The sequence below is a fragment of the Vibrio sp. ArtGut-C1 genome, from assembly GCF_002105475.1.
GTDB classification, from domain to species: domain Bacteria; phylum Pseudomonadota; class Gammaproteobacteria; order Enterobacterales; family Vibrionaceae; genus Vibrio; species Vibrio diabolicus.
This window is the reverse complement of record NZ_NCTH01000016.1, coordinates 29,751-46,066: the sequence shown is the minus strand read 5'-3', so window position 1 is coordinate 46,066 and position 16,316 is coordinate 29,751. Positions and strand designations below refer to the sequence as shown.

Below are 16,316 nucleotides of genomic sequence, written 5' to 3'. Positions count from 1 at the left end.
TTCTCAACCAACATTTTTCGAACTCATGAAGAGATTAATTCTAACAACACTCACTTTGCCTTTAGCTGCGATGGCTTCTTCTGCGTATGGTGTAGAAGAGCAAACGTGGGGAATTGCAGCGATGTATCGCACCGCATCGATCCCGTTTTATACCGCCGATAATGACTCGACGGTGAGTACATTTGTACCAATGATGTTCTTTGAAAACGAGCATTTGTATATTAATGGCATTGAAGGCGGCGTTTTTCTGTATGACGAGAGTGATTCTGACTGGCGCGCGAGTGCGATCATGCGATTGAGATTTGTTGATATTCCCATGTCGCTACAAAATGCCAATGAAGGGGACAGAGTCGACTTTGGTGGTCAAGTTCGTTATAGCATTAACGACAACTGGCGCGCGGAAGTAGAACTAATGACGGACGATGAACTCCAGTTTCACTCTAATTATCGCCTTGCCGCTAATTATGCGTTTGGTGATTGGGAGTTAGAGCCATCTATCACGATTCGATACAAAGACGCTGACTTCAACAGTGAATATTATGCGTTTAAAGATGTTACTGGGGAAAGAATTGGAGCAGGACTTGACGCCAACCTCGGCATCAAAGCGCGTTATCATGTGACTTCCAACTTGTATTTATTGGGGGAGACGAGTGTCACTCGCTTAGATGATAATGCCTACAACAGCCAGCTTGTAGAGGACCGATATCAAGGTGAAGTGTTTGTCGGTTTTGGCTTTTTCAACGATAAAGGCAAAGCTCCGAAATCAGCACTGAGCAATAAACCATACCTACGTATCGCGCATGGTTGGGCGACGCCTTCAAATATTGGTGAAATATTTAGCTTTGAGAGAGAAAAAGACCCATACGACAATCAACTTACTTCATTATTTTATGGGCACCCGCTAACGGACGAGTTGTTTGGTTTTCCTCTTGATATTTATTTAACGCCAGGTTTGGTTCATCACTGGTCGTCCAGTGTACAGTCCGCGAGCACAGAATACGTGATGGCGATTAAGGCTTATTATACCGTTAATTGGCCAACGACTTGGCGATTTGGTGTTGCGGAAGGTATGTCATACGTCGACAACATTACCTACATCGAAGGAACCGAAATGGAAGACAAGGGTTATACACCAAGTAAGCTACTGAACTACTTAGACTTCTCGTTTGATGTAAATATAGGTGACTTATTCAACCAAAAAAACTGGGAAAATATGTGGGTGGGTTATTCATTGCATCACCGCTCAGCAATTTTCGAAAGTGCGTCCCAGTTTGGGCGCATTAAAGGCGGAAGCAACTACAATACAATTTACTTCCAGTTCGAGTTTTAGAGCATCGTAAGATGCATATAGGTCGGATTTGCAACTGACTTCTTTATCGCCCATTATGAGTAATGATGAATAATACAATGCTGCTTTCAACGCGAACCTTCGTGTATCGTGCCAAAGTTAAGGCTGTTTGTGATGCATCTGATGAATCGGATGGCATGAGCACCATGAGTATCGACTCCTCATTCAATATTCAAATTGAGGCGATAAACTGTACCAACGATGAATTTGCCAAGCGCTTTTTTGTCGTCCACGGGGAAGGACATTTAGAGAGTGATGAATGGTTAGTGTTGTACGTCAATTCTCTTGAGGTTGACGTTGGAGACGATCTCGAAATTCCGAGTGATGTCGCGTTTGATGCGATGATTGAGAATATGATAAACGAAGCTGAGCAGTCTTTGGAAAAGCTCTATCACGAAGCGCTACACAACTTAGAGAAAGTGAATCGCTCTGGGAGAAATAAGATAACTTCTAAACACGATTAGGGTATTTTGATCGACAAGGGATTGGCGCGAACCAATCCCTTGTTATTTGTATTCTACTTGTTCTTGAACTTAGGCCAATTTACGCTATCGCTGCAAGTTGGCTCTGCGCTTCAGAAATGCCTTTCGCAGCGAAATCTTCACCCATGTTTAGCGCTTCCGCATAAACAAATTCCACATCAGTTATACCAACGAAACCTAGCACGGTACGCAGGTATGGTGTGACGTTGTCTGTTGGTGAATCTTTATGGATACCACCGCGAGTCGTGATGACAATCGCTTTCTTACCTTCGATCAAGCCTTGAACGCCGTTTTCTGTGTATTTGAATGTCACGCCAGCGCGAGCAATCAAATCAATCCAGTTTTTAAGCTGAGTCGGAATCGTAAAGTTATACATTGGTGCGGCAATAACCAAAGTGTCTGCGGCTTTTACTTCTTCAATAAGGGTATCCGACAGTTCGACAACCTCTTGTTGTTCTTGTGAAAGATCTTCCGTTGCGCGAAGTGCAGTGGCAACGGCGAAGTCCAAAACTGGTAATGGTTTTGCAGCCAAATCACGAACAGTTAGCTTGTCTTGGTCTACATTTTTGATGAAGTCTTCAACCAGTTTGTTTGATTGAGAGTAATCGCCAAGGATGCTTGATTTTAGAGCTAGTACACGAGACATAATGGTTATTCCTTAAATAAGTGCTTTTGACTATGGGAGCCATTATAAGCGAGGCACGTTGGTTAAAAAGTATAGGGATTCGCTGAACATGTTCGAAAAATTTGAATGTGGTTTCGGTTATCTTGTTGCAGATCTTGTGTGATACAATCCGCGCAGTTTTTGTAATGAAAAGAATAGGAAACGCTTTGACTTCGTCACAGCCCCCAAAAAAGAATCCCGCTGAAGAGCAAGCGACACCGTCAAATGGTGTGCAAAAGGCGACAGCGAAACAAGATAAAGCACCTCAGGCTCAAGTGAATAGCGCGGCGTCTCTACGTAAAGCGTTAAGCCAGTGCATGATGCGTGACCGCTTCCGTTTAAGTAAACGCATTTCTGGTGCGAGCAAAATTAAGAAAGACGCAGCACGTAATGCTGTGTTTGATGAAATTGCACTCGACATTGCTAAATCGATGATGGTTGCGGAACAACGCAGCAACTACAAACCAACGATTGAATACCCAGAAATTCTGCCCGTCAGCCAAAAGCGTGACGACATCGCTAAAGCGATCGAAGAAAACCAAGTGGTTATCGTCGCGGGTGAAACCGGTTCAGGTAAAACCACTCAGTTGCCAAAGATCTGTGCAGAACTTGGTCGCGGTAAGTTCGGCCTGATTGGTCATACTCAGCCTCGTCGTCTTGCGGCGCGCTCGGTTGCGAACCGTATTGCTGAAGAGATGGAAACCAAGCTTGGTGAGTTTGTTGGTTACAAGGTTCGATTCAACGATCAGATCTCTGAAAATACCCAAATCAAATTGATGACAGATGGTATCTTGCTGGCTGAGATTCAGCACGACCGTTTCTTGAATCAATACGACACCATTATTATCGATGAAGCGCACGAGCGCAGCCTTAACATCGATTTCATCTTGGGTTACTTGAAAGAGTTGCTACCACGTCGTCCTGATTTGAAAGTGATCATCACGTCGGCAACCATTGACCCAGAGCGCTTCTCAAAACACTTCAACAATGCACCAATTATTGAAGTGTCAGGTCGTACTTACCCAGTAGAAACTCGTTACCGTCCATTAAGCGGTGATGACGACAATGATCGTGACCAACTTGAAGGCATCTTCGAAGCGGTAGACGAATTGTGCGATGAAGGTTTAGGTGACATCCTGATCTTCATGAACGGTGAGCGTGAAATTCGTGATACCGCAGATGCATTGTCTAAACGCAATCTGAAGAGCACCGAAATTGTGCCGCTTTATGCGCGTTTGTCGGCTGGCGAGCAGAACAAGATTTTCCAACCTCATACTGGTCGCCGAATTGTACTGGCAACCAACGTGGCAGAAACCTCGCTAACCGTTCCGGGCATCAAGTATGTTATCGACCCGGGCACGGCGCGCATTAGCCGCTACAGTTACCGAACTAAGGTTCAGCGTCTTCCAATCGAGCCAGTTTCTCAGGCGAGTGCGAACCAACGTAAAGGTCGTTGTGGTCGTGTGGAAGAGGGTATCTGTATCCGTCTGTACTCAGAGGAAGATTTTGAGTCGCGCCCAGAGTTTACCGATCCCGAGATCCTGCGTACCAACCTAGCATCGGTTATCTTACAGATGACCGCTCTTGGCTTGGGCGACATTCAAGCCTTCCCATTTGTGGAAGCGCCGGACAAACGTAACATCCAAGATGGTGTTCGTTTGCTGGAAGAGCTTGGCGCGATTAATTCTGAGGTAAAAGACCCGAAAAAACGCCTGACTTCCATCGGTCGCCAATTAGCTCGTTTGCCAATCGACCCACGCTTGGCGCGTATGGTTTTGGAAGCGCCAAAATATGGTGCGCTTAAAGAAGTGATGATCATTGCAGCAGCCTTGTCGATTCAAGATCCACGCGAGCGTCCTTCAGACAAACAACAATCATCAGATGATAAGCACCGTCGTTTCTTCCATGAAGAGTCGGACTTCCTGACGTTTGTGAATTTGTGGGAATACATCCAAAAGCAGCAAAAAGCGTTGTCTAGCAACCAGTTCCGCAAGCAATGTAAGCAAGACTATTTGAACTACTTGCGCGTGCGTGAGTGGCAAGATGTGTACTTCCAAATTCACCAGTCGATGCGTGAAATGGAATTCAAACTTAACGATGAGCCTGCTTCTTACCATGGTGTACACAGTGCGATCTTGGTTGGTTTGTTGTCGCACATCGGTATGAAAGACCAAGAAAAGAATGAATATCAAGGCGCGCGCAACGCTCGTTTCCATATCTTCCCTGCATCGGGTCTATTTAAGAAACAACCTAAGTGGATAATGTCAGCCGAGTTGGTGGAAACCTCGAAACTTTGGGGTCGCATCATTGCCAAGATTCAGCCGGAGTGGATTGAGCCATTAGCCAAACATCTTATCAAGCGCAGTTACAGTGAACCGCATTGGTCGAAGAAACGCGCGGCGGTGATGGCGCACGAAAAAGTCATGCTTTACGGCGTACCAATCGTACCGAAGCGTTTGGTCAACTACGGCAGTATCGATCCGACCGTTAGCCGCGAAATCTTTATTCGTAGTGCATTGGTTGAAGGTGAGTGGGAAACCAAACACGCGTTCTTTAAGCAAAACCGTAAGCTTCTGCAAGAAGTGGAAGAGCTTGAACACAAATCTCGTCGTCGTGACATCTTGGTGGATGATGATGAGCTGTTTGATTTCTATGACCAACGTGTTGGTACCGAAGTGGTGTCTGGTAAACATTTCGATACGTGGTGGAAAAAAGCATCGAAAGAAGATCCTGAACTGCTGAACTTTGAAAAAGAGATGCTGTTCAAGGGCGACGCTAGTCATGTCACCGACTTGGATTACCCGAACTTCTGGCATCAAAATGGTTTGAAGCTCAAGTTGAGTTACCAATTTGAACCAGGCGATGATAGTGACGGTGTCACAGTGCATTTGCCGTTGCCGATTTTAAACCAAGTTGAACCAGCGGGCTTTGACTGGCAGATCCCGGGTTTGCGTCATGAGCTTATTGTTAGTTTGATTAAATCGCTGCCGAAGACGATTCGTAAGAACTTTGTACCTGCGCCAAACTATGCCGATGCATTCTTAGCACGCGTAACAGCAATGGAAGCACCGCTGCTAGACTCGCTAGAAAAAGAACTGCGCCGCATGACGGGTGTAGAAGTATTGCGTGAAGACTGGAACTTGGAACAAGTGCCTGAGCACTTGAAAGTCACGTTCCGAGCGGTTGATCATCGAAATCGTAAACTGAAGGAACATAAAGACCTTCACGAATTGAAAGAGAGCTTGAAAGACAAAGTTCAAGAAACGCTTTCCAAAGTGGCGGATGACGATATTGAACAGCAAGGTCTGCATACGTGGAGCTTCGGTGAATTGCCAAAAGTGTATCAACAAAAACGTGGTGGCTACGATGTAAAAGCGTATCCAGCACTTGTTGATAGCAAAGACAGCGTTGAAATCAAACTCTACGAAACGGAGTACGAGCAGATAACGGCAATGCGTGCTGGTCAGCGTCGTTTGATTTTGTTGAATGTGCCGTCTCCAATTAAATATTTGCACGCTAACTTACCGAACAAATCGAAGTTGGGTTTGTACTTTAACCCTTACGGCAAAGTGCTTGATCTGATCGATGACTGTATCGCCTGTGGTGTCGATAAGCTTATCGAAGAGCAGGGTGGCTTAGTTTGGGAGCCAGAGAAGTTCGAAGCGTTGAAAGAACACGTTCGTGCTGAACTGGGTGATACCGTTGTAGAGATCGCTCAACAGGTTGAGACTATTCTGACAACGGCGTTCAGCATCAATAAGAAGCTAAAAGGCAAAATCGACTTCACAATGGCGTTTGCTCTGTCGGATATCAAAGCACAAATTGAAGGCTTGATCTTCAAAGGTTTTGCGACGGAATGTGGCTGGAAACGCTTGCCGGATATTCTTCGCTACATGCGTGCGATAGAGCGTCGTATGGAGAAGTTGCCAATCGATCCAAACAAAGATCGTTTACATATGCTGAAGATTGAATCTGTGACTCAAGACTATAAAGAGTTGCTGAACAAGATCCCGAAAGGTGTGGCCATTCCTGAAAACGTAAAGGAAGTGCGTTGGATGATTGAAGAGCTTCGCGTGAGTTACTTTGCTCAACAATTAGGCACTCCTTATCCTGTTTCTGATAAACGAGTCAAAAACGCGATTGATGCTTGCTAATCAACCAGTAAAATAGCGTCAGATTTGTAATTATCGCGTATGAGGTTACTGGTACACTAATTGCTAGTAACTCAATAAGCGTAATTTTTTAGTTCTGGGAGGCAATGGTTCGCCTCCCTTTATTTGTAGTACCAACGACTGAGTTATGCAGACGTGGGAATAATAAAGAGTAAAGGTAGATGATGAAAAAAACTCTATTAGCAGTGGCGCTACTTGGCGCATCTTCTGCGGCAATGGCAGATTCTTGGATTTACGGTGGTGCAACAGTAGGTCAGTCTGACTACAAAGGTGAGACGGATACATCATACTCTGTTCACGTTGGTACAGGCATCCTACCTATCATTGGTATTGAAGCAGGTGTGACGCAACACGGTGAATTTAACGTAAATGGTCAAGACACTAAGCTAACGTCTTACTACGCAGCACTTAAGCCAAGCATCGACTTTGGTCCACTGCATGTGTATGCAAAAGGTGGCTTCCACCAGTGGGACAAAGAAGTGAAAGGCGGCAAAGACGATGACGATTTGGATCTAATGTACGGTGTAGGTGCTGAGTACTTCATTTTTGGTCCGATGTCTGTTGGTGCTAGCTACATGAACTACACGGCGGGTAAAGACGATATCGGCACGTTCTCTGTTAACGCAACACTGCATTTCCTATAAGCGTCTAGCTTTCTAACACCCATATGAAAAACACCGACTTTATGTCGGTGTTTTTTTGTCTGGAAGTCACAAAACAAAAGTTGAACATAAATTATTCACTTTTGGATCTTAAAATGCTCATGCTTTCCAATATATAGTGGCGATTAAATGCGCATATTTGCGTAATGTTTCGCTTAGGAATCGCTCAGGAAGGGATAGTATGAAAAAAACACTCTCGTTATTAGCTCTAACGTTGTGCTCAACATCAGCAATGGCTGACTCATGGATTTACGCTGGCGGTCAAATCGGTCAATCTGATATCGATAGCGAAAACGATACAACCTACGGTATTCATGTAGGTACTGGTATTTTGCCATTCATTGGCATTGAGGCAGGTTACTTTAACCATGGCAAGGTGGATTTATCACTGAGTGGCAGCAGGGGTAGTGCTGATTTTGATTCATTCTATTTAGCAGCGAAACCAAGCATCGACTTTGGGCCGCTTCATGTCTATGCCAAAGGTGGCATCAATGCATTCAATGTTGATTATGACGGCGGACTGAGAAATCTAGATAAAGATGATGGTGTCTCCTACATGTATGGTGTCGGTGCCGAATACTTCTTGCTCGATAATGTTTCTATTGGGGCAAGCTATCAAGCGTTTGGCGTGGATATTGACAGCGATAGTGACACCGTGAGCAGTGTGACGGGGAATATTACCTTCCATTTCCTATAATAATCAGTCTCTATGAAAACTTTACTGACTTGGTTTCATCGCTATCTTTGAAACCAAGTCAGTGTTACTTATCTCAATTTACGCGCCCATCAATGATAAAGCCACAGAGCGCAAGTATTTCCAGTGCTTTTCCAACGATCAAATTACGATAAAATCAATCGTTAGACCTCATAATTTTTGTGTTGATATTACTTTGTTCTCATCTGCCTTTAACTGAGCCAAAAATGCAATAAATGGCGATTTTTTGCAAAAATATGTGATTGCTGCTAAACTTCGCCCCGCTTTAAAACTTTAGAGTTCAAATTAATGGAGGGCGGTATTGGAGTTCTTCTCACCTGAGGGGCGTTTCAAATTCACGTTAAATTTGTATTTATGGATAATGCATTTAAAAAATATAGTATCGACACAACAGACTATCAGGTTGGACAGGACAACGTTCAAAAGTGGGGATTCGACATACATAACCCCGTTTTTGGCATCAGTGCGGGTCTCGTTGTTTTCTGTCTAATTTCACTTCTTCTTGTTGAGCCAACCACTGCTCGTGATGTATTAAACGGTCTGAAAAACGGAATTATCGAACAGTTTGATGCGTTCTTTATGTGGTCGACAAACTTCTTCTTATTATTCGCTGTTGCTCTTCTTTTTTCTCCGCTGGGTAAAATCCGCTTAGGTGGCAAAGAAGCAACGCCGGATCACTCAACCGTTTCTTGGTTGTCGATGCTCTTTGCAGCAGGTATGGGTATTGGCCTTCTGTTCTGGAGTGTGGCGGAGCCGACCGCGTACTTCACTGATTGGTGGGGAATGCCACTAAACGCAGTGCCATACACAGAAGAAGCGAAATCTCTAGCGATGGGTGCCACCATGTTCCACTGGGGTGTGCATGGTTGGAGTATTTACGCACTCGTTGCACTAGCACTTGCGTTTTTTGCTTTTAACAAGGGTTTACCGCTGTCATTGCGCGCGGCGTTTTATCCAATTTTTGGTGACCGAGCATGGGGTTGGTTAGGGCATGTTATCGACATTCTTGCCGTTTTATCCACGCTGTTTGGTCTTGCAACGTCGCTGGGTCTCGGTGCTCAGCAGGCGACCAGTGGTATTAACCATGTCTTTGGTCTAGAAGGCGGCATTGGTACACAAATGATTGTGATCACCTTTGTTACCTTTATCGCGGTGCTATCAGTAATTCGTGGTATTGATGGTGGTGTTAAGCTACTGAGTAACGTCAATATGGTGGTTGCGTTTGCCCTGCTTATTTTCATTACCTTTATAACGTTTGATACGGCGTGGGGTTCGCTACGAGACACAACAATGGCTTACATTGAAAATATTATTCCGTTGAGCAACCCCCACGGTCGTGAAGATGAAACTTGGATGCACGGCTGGACGGTATTCTACTGGGCTTGGTGGGTATCTTGGTCACCGTTTGTTGGTATGTTTATCGCGCGTGTGTCTAAAGGTCGTACGGTTCGAGAATTCCTGTTCGCAGTGATCGTTATTCCTACTGTCGTTACCTTGATTTGGATGTCTGTATTCGGTGGTATCGCGCTTGACCAAGTGGTGAATAAAGTCGGTGAGCTAGGTGCAAATGGTCTAACTGATATTTCACTGACTCTGTTCCATGTTTACGATGCGCTACCGTATAGCTCAGTGATTTCAATGCTTTCTATCGTGCTGATTCTGGTGTTCTTTATTACATCATCAGACTCTGGCTCACTGGTTATCGATAGTATCACTGCGGGTGGTAAGATTGATGCACCAATTCCACAACGTATTTTCTGGGCTTGTATTGAAGGTGCAATTGCAGCCGTTATGCTTTGGGTTGGTGGCAAAGAAGCCTTGCAAGCATTGCAGTCAGGCGTGGTTGCAACGGGATTACCGTTTACCTTTGTTCTGTTGTTGATGTGTGTAAGCTTGGTTAAAGGGTTAAGAACGGAACTGTCAGCTTACAAATAAACACTATCCACTATTGGATTTAAATGCCGAGCCTAATGCGCTCGGCATTTTTATTTCTACTTTTCTTTTTCAATAATTCCGTTACAGTTTGGGCTTATTCCCACCTCATTTAACAGCATTATGTCACTGGCTAAACTCATTCTTATTCGTGGACTTCCAGGTTCAGGTAAAACAACCTTAGCAAAGCAATTGGCGATAGAGCTTGGTGCTAAGCATTTTGAAGCTGACATGTATTTTGAAAATGATGAAGGTGATTATCACTTTAACCCGACTCAATTGCCCCAAGCGCACGAATGGTGTTTTCAGCAAACTCGAAAGTGGTTGAACAAAGGGAAAGTCGTGATTGTGAGTAATACGTTTGTTCGGCACTGGGAGATGAAGCGTTACTTGGACTACTGCGTGAAGAAGCGCATTGAGGTAGAGGTTAATGTGTGTCGCGGCGCGTATCAAAGCATTCATGATGTGCCACCAGCGACCATCGAAAAGATGCGACGCCAGTGGCAAGAGTGACCGTTACCAGAACCAGGGGTTACTGACCTCGTCCGTCAATCATCACAACGAATGTTTTGCTCATGATTGAAAGGTCCATTGAAATCCAAGAGTAGAACGAACCTAAGCTTAGTGCGTAACTGTGATCAAAACCAACTTTACGTCGTACATCTTCAATGCAAGCATCATAGCCTTGGTTAACTTGCGCTAGGCCCGTAATTCCCGGTAATACGCCATATGTGCGTTCTACAAAATAAGGGATTTCATCTTCCAACTTTTGGTAGAAAGCTGGGCGCTCTGGACGTGGCCCGATCATCGACATTTCACCTCTCAACACATTAAACAGCTGTGGTAACTCATCTAAACGCGTCTTACGTAAAAAACGTCCTACTGGTGTGATTCGAGGATCATTTTCGGTTGCCCAAACTGCACCGGAGCGTTGCTCCGCATCAATATACATGGTGCGAAACTTCATGATCTGAAAAAGATCCATTTTTTCTGGTGTACAGCGCCCAACACGCAGTTGACGATAGATCACTGGGCCTTTGGATGTGATTTTTATAGCTAGCGCGATAAATGGGAATAGTGGTGCAGTGACGAGCAAAATAAACATTGCAACCAGTACATCAAACGTTCTTTTCGCGTGGCATACATTTGAATCGTAGCGTGAGTTTTTCATGATGCTTTCCTTATTGGTTGACGCGTTTCCAACGCCCATTTTCCATTCCTAGCAAATACTTCATACCGCCGATGAAATTGGCGAGATGACCAATGACGATGTAGCTAATCAGTTTAAAAGGCTTGACTGTGTTAAGTGCAGGCACCAAGTAAGTGACAAGTGCGATACCATAAACACAGGCTTGAGCGAGCAGCACTATTTGAAACAGCGGGTTGTGTGCCAGTAGCAGTGAACAAACCAAGCAAACAATCATCAAATAGGGTGTTGCTAAGCGCAGAACCTTTCCCGATAGAAATGCAAAGGCAGTGCCACGATAGCGAGGTAGCAGTAATTTCTTTAATTGCATGAGCTGCTGCATGTTACCCGCTGAAATTCTTAGGCGTCGCTTGAAGTCTGCGTCGTCTGAGCTTTGTTCGAGTTCAAGAGCTAGCATGTTAGGTTCGTAGATAGCGTTATAGCCTCGCAAAACGATTCTCATAGGGAGAATAAAATCGTCATTAATGGTGCTGACTTCAAGTGGTTCAAATAGGTGGGTTCTGAATGTATAAAACGCACCGTGAGAACCAATCGTTGAACCTAGCAAGGATTCTTGGTGCTTCACTCGAGACTGGTATTGCCAGTACGCTGCTTCACCTTGGTTATCGGTACTCATTATTTGATATGTCGCGTTAACCACTCCAACCTTCTCATTTTGATAATGCTGACTAGCTAGCAACAGAGAATCGCAAGAAATCAATGCCGATGTATCACTCAGTGCGGTAATGTCCGAGCTAACATGACGCATTTCTTCGTTGAGTAGGGCAACTTTACCGCGATTGACTTGGTGGTCATTAATGATGAACAGTGTATCGGAGCAGATTGCTTCTTGAATCGTCGCTTGAGCAATCTCGGCTGTGTTATCTGTGCAGCCATCACATGCGATCACCACTTTCAATTTATCTCTTGGGTAATCTAAGCTCGCAAGGTTGCGGATCTTTTCTGCTATCCATTGTTCTTCATTGTAGGCGGGCACGATGACAGTAATAGATGGTAACTGACTGTCTGTTTGAGAGGCTTTGTAAGCTCGCTCTACAAATGGTGCTGTGGTTTTTTGCTGTTTTAAAGGAAGCCATTTAAGTAGCAATGGATAACCAACATGATGATAGACAATCAAAAATGCGGATAAACCAAAACCTGTAATCCAAAGTAAATCATTCATAGCTAGCCTCCTTGGCCAAACGTGAGTAGCGACCCACCATGTCTCTGATATCAAAATGTTTGAGAATAAAAGTTCGAGGAGAACCATGGGTTGATTTCAATTGCAGCGACAAAGCTTCCGCCAAAGAGAACACACGGTTGGCTTCAACCAATGTGCTGTTAATCGGGCAGAGCGTCTCTTTCACGCCACCAACATCGGTTGCGACACAAGGAACGTCACATGCTTGAGCTTCTAGTGTTGAGAGAGGGAAACCCTCTTGAAGCGACGGTAAACAAAATAAATCGAGGCTTTGGTAAAAGCTGGGCATATCGTCGACCAAGCCTAAAAAGGTAACGCGATCCTCAAGTTTTAACGTTCTAACTTGTGCTTCCAATTGAGCTCTCTGAGAACCATCTCCAGCAATGGCTAGGTGTGTGTTTGGCGTAAGATGAGAGAAGGCTTCGATAAGCACTTTATGGCCTTTAACTGCTTCTAAACGTCCAGCTACTCCAATTACGGTTTTGTTGGCTGGAAGCCCAAACAAGTTTCTCTTGGTTGCTTGATTACCGCTTTGAAATTTCTGGCAATCGATTCCATTGTGAATGGTGCAGACTTTGCGGTAATTCAGTTTTGTTTGGATTTGTTCGGCGACAAAGTTCGCATCGGCAACCACATGTGGACGAATCATTTTTAGCAGTAGGGACTGCAGTCGAGCTGACTTTCTGTTATTCAGATGCCAGGCGTCGTGCTCAGTATGGATAATTACTGGCACCTGCGCTAAGCGTGCCGCAATCCCACCATATAAGAGTGGTCCGATATGGTGAGTGTGGACCACATCAGGCTTAAGTCCTTTGAGCATGGAAGTCAGCGTACTGATGGTTTTTCCGCTGAATCCAGGTTTCTTATTGAGAAAGTGCAGCTGGCCTTGGTAGGGCGAGAGTTTTGACCAGCATTGCAGTGCTTGCGCTTTGCTTCCCTCTAAACTTACGACAAACACGGAATGATTCGGTTGCGCAAAACGAAGCATCTCTAATACGAGCGTTTCCAAACCGCCAGGAGCTAAGTGCTGCACGACGTGTAATATCACTTTTTTATTGCGTTGAGTGCTATTTTGTTTCTGTCTGAATTCCATTCTCAAACCCTCGTTGAGTTCTTTGTTTCTTTAGGAATTGCAGACTGCGTGCCAATAAATTAAGTGTTTAAAAACATGAGGTTAATGGCAGTGCATATGAAGGGCGATGTTTATTCTCAATTTGAGATTCATATTAGTGGAAACCTTATGCGGAGTTAGCATAAGCACAAAAAGAAAAGCACTCGCTGAACGAGTGCTTGTAATGGAGTGTTAACGGCTGTTAGCTTCCGTATACCACTTTAGGTAGGGTGGTGATCACAGGAACGCCAAGATGCTTTTCTAATGCTCTTTTAGAGCGGATAGAGTTATCTGCTAACTCAAGTATCGTCGCTAATCCAATGCCCAAACCCGCGCCACCGATAAACCCTAAAATGACAAACACAAAACTAGGTAAGTTAGACGGAATGGTTGGAGTGAAAGGTTCATCAATGATTTTCACGCGTTTATTCTCTTCAAATACGCCAAGTGAACCAGTTAATTGAGCCATTTCATAACGCTCCACAAGGTCATCATACATTTCTCTTTTTACCGCGACATCACGAGCTAGGCGGTTGATTTCTGTTGCTGTGCTACCAAATCGATGCGCATTACTTTCTAACTCTTGAATCATTGTTCGTAAGCTATTGGTTTCTTCTGTGAGGGCTTCAAAGCGTCCGCGCATAATTTGCAGTTGGTGAAGCTGAGAGACCAGAAGAGGCTGAGCTTCTCCAAGACTGTTTACGGTGGTATTGCTTGCGATATCCCAAAGTTGGGCGCTGTTTAATTCCGGTTGTTTAGAGTTCAATAGTACTGAGCGCTCTTGCTCCAAGCGGTTTAACTCTCGTAGCTTGCCTTGAACCATGCTATGCGCCTCAGTGTACTTGGCGCGAAGCAAAGTGAGCTCACTACGAATGTCGATGATTTGTTCTTCAAGCTTACCGATAACCGGGTTGGTTTTAGAAAGTTGTTGGTCCAAACTACCTAGGCTTCGGGTAACACCAGCAAGCTCCGCTTCTTTTTCTGCCAAGGTTTGTTTAAGGCTTGCCAGACGAGTCAGGCTTTGTGCTTGCATTTCAGGCGTCGCGTGAGAGTAAGTATTCTTGTATTCCGCGAACGCTTGCTCTGCTTTATCCAGCTCTTCTCTGCGTTTATTAATATGGATGGTTAAAAAGTGACTTGAATCTTTAATTGAAGATCGTTCAGGAGCTAAAAGCTGTTCGACAAAATGTTCGCTGACGGAGAGTAACATCGACTCCATGCCATTCGGTTTGCCACTTCGTAGTTGGATTTGAATGAAGTCCTTACCAAGCTGCTGAACAGACAAACGCGACGCGAGATCTTTAATGATGAACTCTTGCTCTTTGGCACTCATTTCGTCACTAATCAGCGCTTGTTCTTTGGCAACTGAGTACAAAACATGTCGGCTTTTTAGCAAGGTACTGAGTGCGCTCAATCGATCTTTCAGCATGGTTGAGACGGCAAGATCTTGAAGGAATGGGTTCATTTTCGCTGTCTCTTGGATAAGCATACTTGTATGAGCGACATAAGTCGTCGGAACCAGTTTACTTACGATGAAACCCAGCACAGGCAATACAAGCATAGGAATAACGATCATGTAGCGACGTCTCCAAGCACCATGTAACAGTACACTGAGGTTTTCTCTTAAATCGTTCATAGCGCCCTCACTAATTTATCAACTTGGTTGGCTCTTGCTTCCCAGCTTTGCTGTTGAACAAATGACTTTGAATCTGTCGGTGGTGGTAGGAGGTGATTGAGACTGGCACACACGTCTTCGACATCTTGAACCACATGGAGCATATGTTTGTAGGGCATTAATGCAGGAAAGGGCGTGCTGATAACAGGGGTTCCTGTTGCCAAGTACTCAAGAAGTTTTAGCGGATTACATGCCTTGATTTGAGCGTTATCAACAAAGGGCAACCAACTGGCATCCCAGTGTTGGGAGTAACGTGGCAGAGTGTGATGCGCTCTCGGGCCCAGGTAGTATACGTTGCATCTTTGTGGAAGCGGATTATCACTGAACTCGTTAGGGCCGATGAACACGAGATCCCAGTCAGGTGCTTGGTCTGCGACTTGGGCAATTAAGTCGTAGTCTAACCATTCAGACAAACTGCCATAAAAGCCCAGCACTTTGCGACCATTATTAGGAAAATCTTCAGCCTTAGGTGCTGGCTCAGAAAACAAACTAAAGTCGACACCGTGAGGTAAAGTGACGGTTTTACCAGATGAAAATTGAGCGGCGAGTTTGTCACTTGCTGTAAAAATCACATCAGCCGCGTTAACCAGTGTACGTTCATGCTTGGCAACCGTGTCGTGGTCAACACCAGCTAAAGCGCTAAAGTCATCGCCACAATAGTAAATTAGCCCACGTGAATTCATTTCCGCACAAACATCTGCGGCCGTCGGGAGAGATGTCCAAAATATAGGCTTATCAAAACCAAGAGCGTGTAACTGTTTATTGAGCTGGTATTTCATCATCTTAGCCGCTACTTTTCTTGCCAGCGCAGAGCTTGGAGCAGGAATAGTGAGTAGGTTAATGGTGTGAATATTTGGGTTTATTTCAGACTCTAACGTTGGCTTATGCGATCCAGCGTTATTAAACACACGAGCGAGCTTGTTTAACGCACGTTGCATGTCTTTAGCGGTCAGCCTAGGTTGACGCAGACCGATTGAGTTAACCCAAAGGATGCGGTGGCTCGTTGCTAGTCGTTTGACAATGTGTTGGGTGGAGGAGGGTAACCCGCCAAAATCTTCTCCAAATACTACGATGTCTGTCATGTGGCTCTCCTTGAGTCTTCGTTATTTGATTACTAATCAAGAGAGTAATCACAATACGTGCCAAGGATTTATTTGATATAAAACAG

The 16,316-nt window shown here is 44.7% G+C and carries 13 protein-coding genes; 7 read left to right on the top strand and 6 right to left on the bottom strand.

The window, feature by feature from the left end; translation table 11 throughout:
• The first annotated feature begins 25 nt into the window (after positions 1–25).
• Together B7360_RS14700 and B7360_RS14695 are read left to right on the top strand one after the other, a co-directional pair.
• The gene (locus B7360_RS14700) at positions 26–1,330 is read left to right on the top strand and encodes a MipA/OmpV family protein (RefSeq protein ID WP_085343854.1); all 1,305 of its coding nucleotides are present in this window, start codon (positions 26–28) and stop codon (positions 1,328–1,330) included.
• A gap of 62 nt (positions 1,331–1,392) precedes the next feature.
• Positions 1,393–1,812: a hypothetical protein gene (locus B7360_RS14695; RefSeq protein WP_225480717.1), complete on the top strand. Its 420-nt coding sequence runs from the start codon at positions 1,393–1,395 to the stop codon at positions 1,810–1,812.
• A 79-nt stretch (positions 1,813–1,891) separates the two neighbouring features.
• On the opposite strand, the gene B7360_RS14690 is transcribed toward B7360_RS14695, so the two are convergent.
• Positions 1,892–2,476, bottom strand: coding sequence for an FMN-dependent NADH-azoreductase (locus B7360_RS14690; RefSeq protein WP_085343853.1), 585 nt, complete (start codon positions 2,474–2,476; stop codon positions 1,892–1,894).
• A 185-nt stretch (positions 2,477–2,661) separates the two neighbouring features.
• Here B7360_RS14690 and hrpA point away from each other — a divergent pair, with 185 nt between their 5' ends.
• The 5 genes from hrpA (at position 2,662) to B7360_RS14665 (ending at position 10,488) form a co-directional block, all read left to right on the top strand.
• Positions 2,662–6,648: an ATP-dependent RNA helicase HrpA gene (gene hrpA / locus B7360_RS14685; RefSeq protein WP_173670001.1), complete on the top strand. Its 3,987-nt coding sequence runs from the start codon at positions 2,662–2,664 to the stop codon at positions 6,646–6,648.
• Positions 6,649–6,830: 182 nt separating this feature from the next.
• Positions 6,831–7,310 carry an outer membrane beta-barrel protein gene (locus B7360_RS14680; protein ID WP_005394221.1) on the top strand — a complete coding sequence of 160 codons (480 nt, stop codon included), beginning with the start codon at positions 6,831–6,833 and terminating at the stop codon, positions 7,308–7,310.
• Positions 7,311–7,509: 199 nt separating this feature from the next.
• Entirely contained in the window at positions 7,510–8,025 is a 516-nt protein-coding gene (locus B7360_RS14675; protein ID WP_005394222.1) for an outer membrane beta-barrel protein, read from the top strand.
• Positions 8,026–8,397: 372 nt separating this feature from the next.
• Positions 8,398–9,978: a BCCT family transporter gene (locus B7360_RS14670; protein WP_005394224.1), complete on the top strand. Its 1,581-nt coding sequence runs from the start codon at positions 8,398–8,400 to the stop codon at positions 9,976–9,978.
• A 120-nt stretch (positions 9,979–10,098) separates the two neighbouring features.
• Positions 10,099–10,488: an ATP-binding protein gene (locus tag B7360_RS14665; protein ID WP_085343852.1), complete on the top strand. Its 390-nt coding sequence runs from the start codon at positions 10,099–10,101 to the stop codon at positions 10,486–10,488.
• Between the two features lie 19 nt (positions 10,489–10,507).
• On the opposite strand, the gene B7360_RS14660 is transcribed toward B7360_RS14665, so the two are convergent.
• From B7360_RS14660 to B7360_RS14640, 5 genes are all read right to left on the bottom strand, one after another.
• On the bottom strand, positions 10,508–11,146 hold the full coding sequence (locus tag B7360_RS14660; protein WP_005394228.1) for a sugar transferase: 639 nt from the start codon (positions 11,144–11,146) through the stop codon (positions 10,508–10,510).
• Between the two features lie 10 nt (positions 11,147–11,156).
• Positions 11,157–12,344, bottom strand: a complete 1,188-nt coding sequence (locus B7360_RS14655) for a glycosyltransferase family 2 protein (RefSeq protein ID WP_085343851.1) — start codon at positions 12,342–12,344, stop codon at positions 11,157–11,159.
• Positions 12,337–13,455 (bottom strand): glycosyltransferase, encoded by a 1,119-nt coding sequence (locus tag B7360_RS14650; protein ID WP_005394230.1) that lies wholly within the window; start codon positions 13,453–13,455, stop codon positions 12,337–12,339. Before B7360_RS14650 ends, B7360_RS14655 begins: the two co-directional genes overlap by 8 nt.
• 220 nt (positions 13,456–13,675) lie before the next feature.
• Positions 13,676–15,109 carry a chain-length determining protein gene (locus tag B7360_RS14645; RefSeq protein ID WP_006742947.1) on the bottom strand — a complete coding sequence of 478 codons (1,434 nt, stop codon included), beginning with the start codon at positions 15,107–15,109 and terminating at the stop codon, positions 13,676–13,678.
• A complete protein-coding gene (locus B7360_RS14640; RefSeq protein WP_085343850.1) occupies positions 15,106–16,230 on the bottom strand; it encodes a glycosyltransferase in 1,125 nt (374 codons plus the stop codon). The genes B7360_RS14645 and B7360_RS14640 overlap by 4 nt, the downstream gene beginning before the upstream one ends.
• Between the last annotated feature and the right edge of the window lie 86 nt (positions 16,231–16,316).

Coding starts and splice junctions, on each gene's coding strand:
- B7360_RS14700 (WP_085343854.1), top strand. CDS start 26: ATGAAGAGATTAATTCTAACAACACTCACTTTGCCTTTAGCTGCGATG.
- B7360_RS14695 (WP_225480717.1), top strand. CDS start 1,393: ATGATGAATAATACAATGCTGCTTTCAACGCGAACCTTCGTGTATCGT.
- B7360_RS14690 (WP_085343853.1), bottom strand. CDS start 2,476: ATGTCTCGTGTACTAGCTCTAAAATCAAGCATCCTTGGCGATTACTCT.
- B7360_RS14680 (WP_005394221.1), top strand. CDS start 6,831: ATGAAAAAAACTCTATTAGCAGTGGCGCTACTTGGCGCATCTTCTGCG.
- B7360_RS14675 (WP_005394222.1), top strand. CDS start 7,510: ATGAAAAAAACACTCTCGTTATTAGCTCTAACGTTGTGCTCAACATCA.
- B7360_RS14670 (WP_005394224.1), top strand. CDS start 8,398: ATGGATAATGCATTTAAAAAATATAGTATCGACACAACAGACTATCAG.
- B7360_RS14665 (WP_085343852.1), top strand. CDS start 10,099: ATGTCACTGGCTAAACTCATTCTTATTCGTGGACTTCCAGGTTCAGGT.
- B7360_RS14660 (WP_005394228.1), bottom strand. CDS start 11,146: ATGAAAAACTCACGCTACGATTCAAATGTATGCCACGCGAAAAGAACG.
- B7360_RS14655 (WP_085343851.1), bottom strand. CDS start 12,344: ATGAATGATTTACTTTGGATTACAGGTTTTGGTTTATCCGCATTTTTG.
- B7360_RS14650 (WP_005394230.1), bottom strand. CDS start 13,455: ATGGAATTCAGACAGAAACAAAATAGCACTCAACGCAATAAAAAAGTG.
- B7360_RS14645 (WP_006742947.1), bottom strand. CDS start 15,109: ATGAACGATTTAAGAGAAAACCTCAGTGTACTGTTACATGGTGCTTGG.
- B7360_RS14640 (WP_085343850.1), bottom strand. CDS start 16,230: ATGACAGACATCGTAGTATTTGGAGAAGATTTTGGCGGGTTACCCTCC.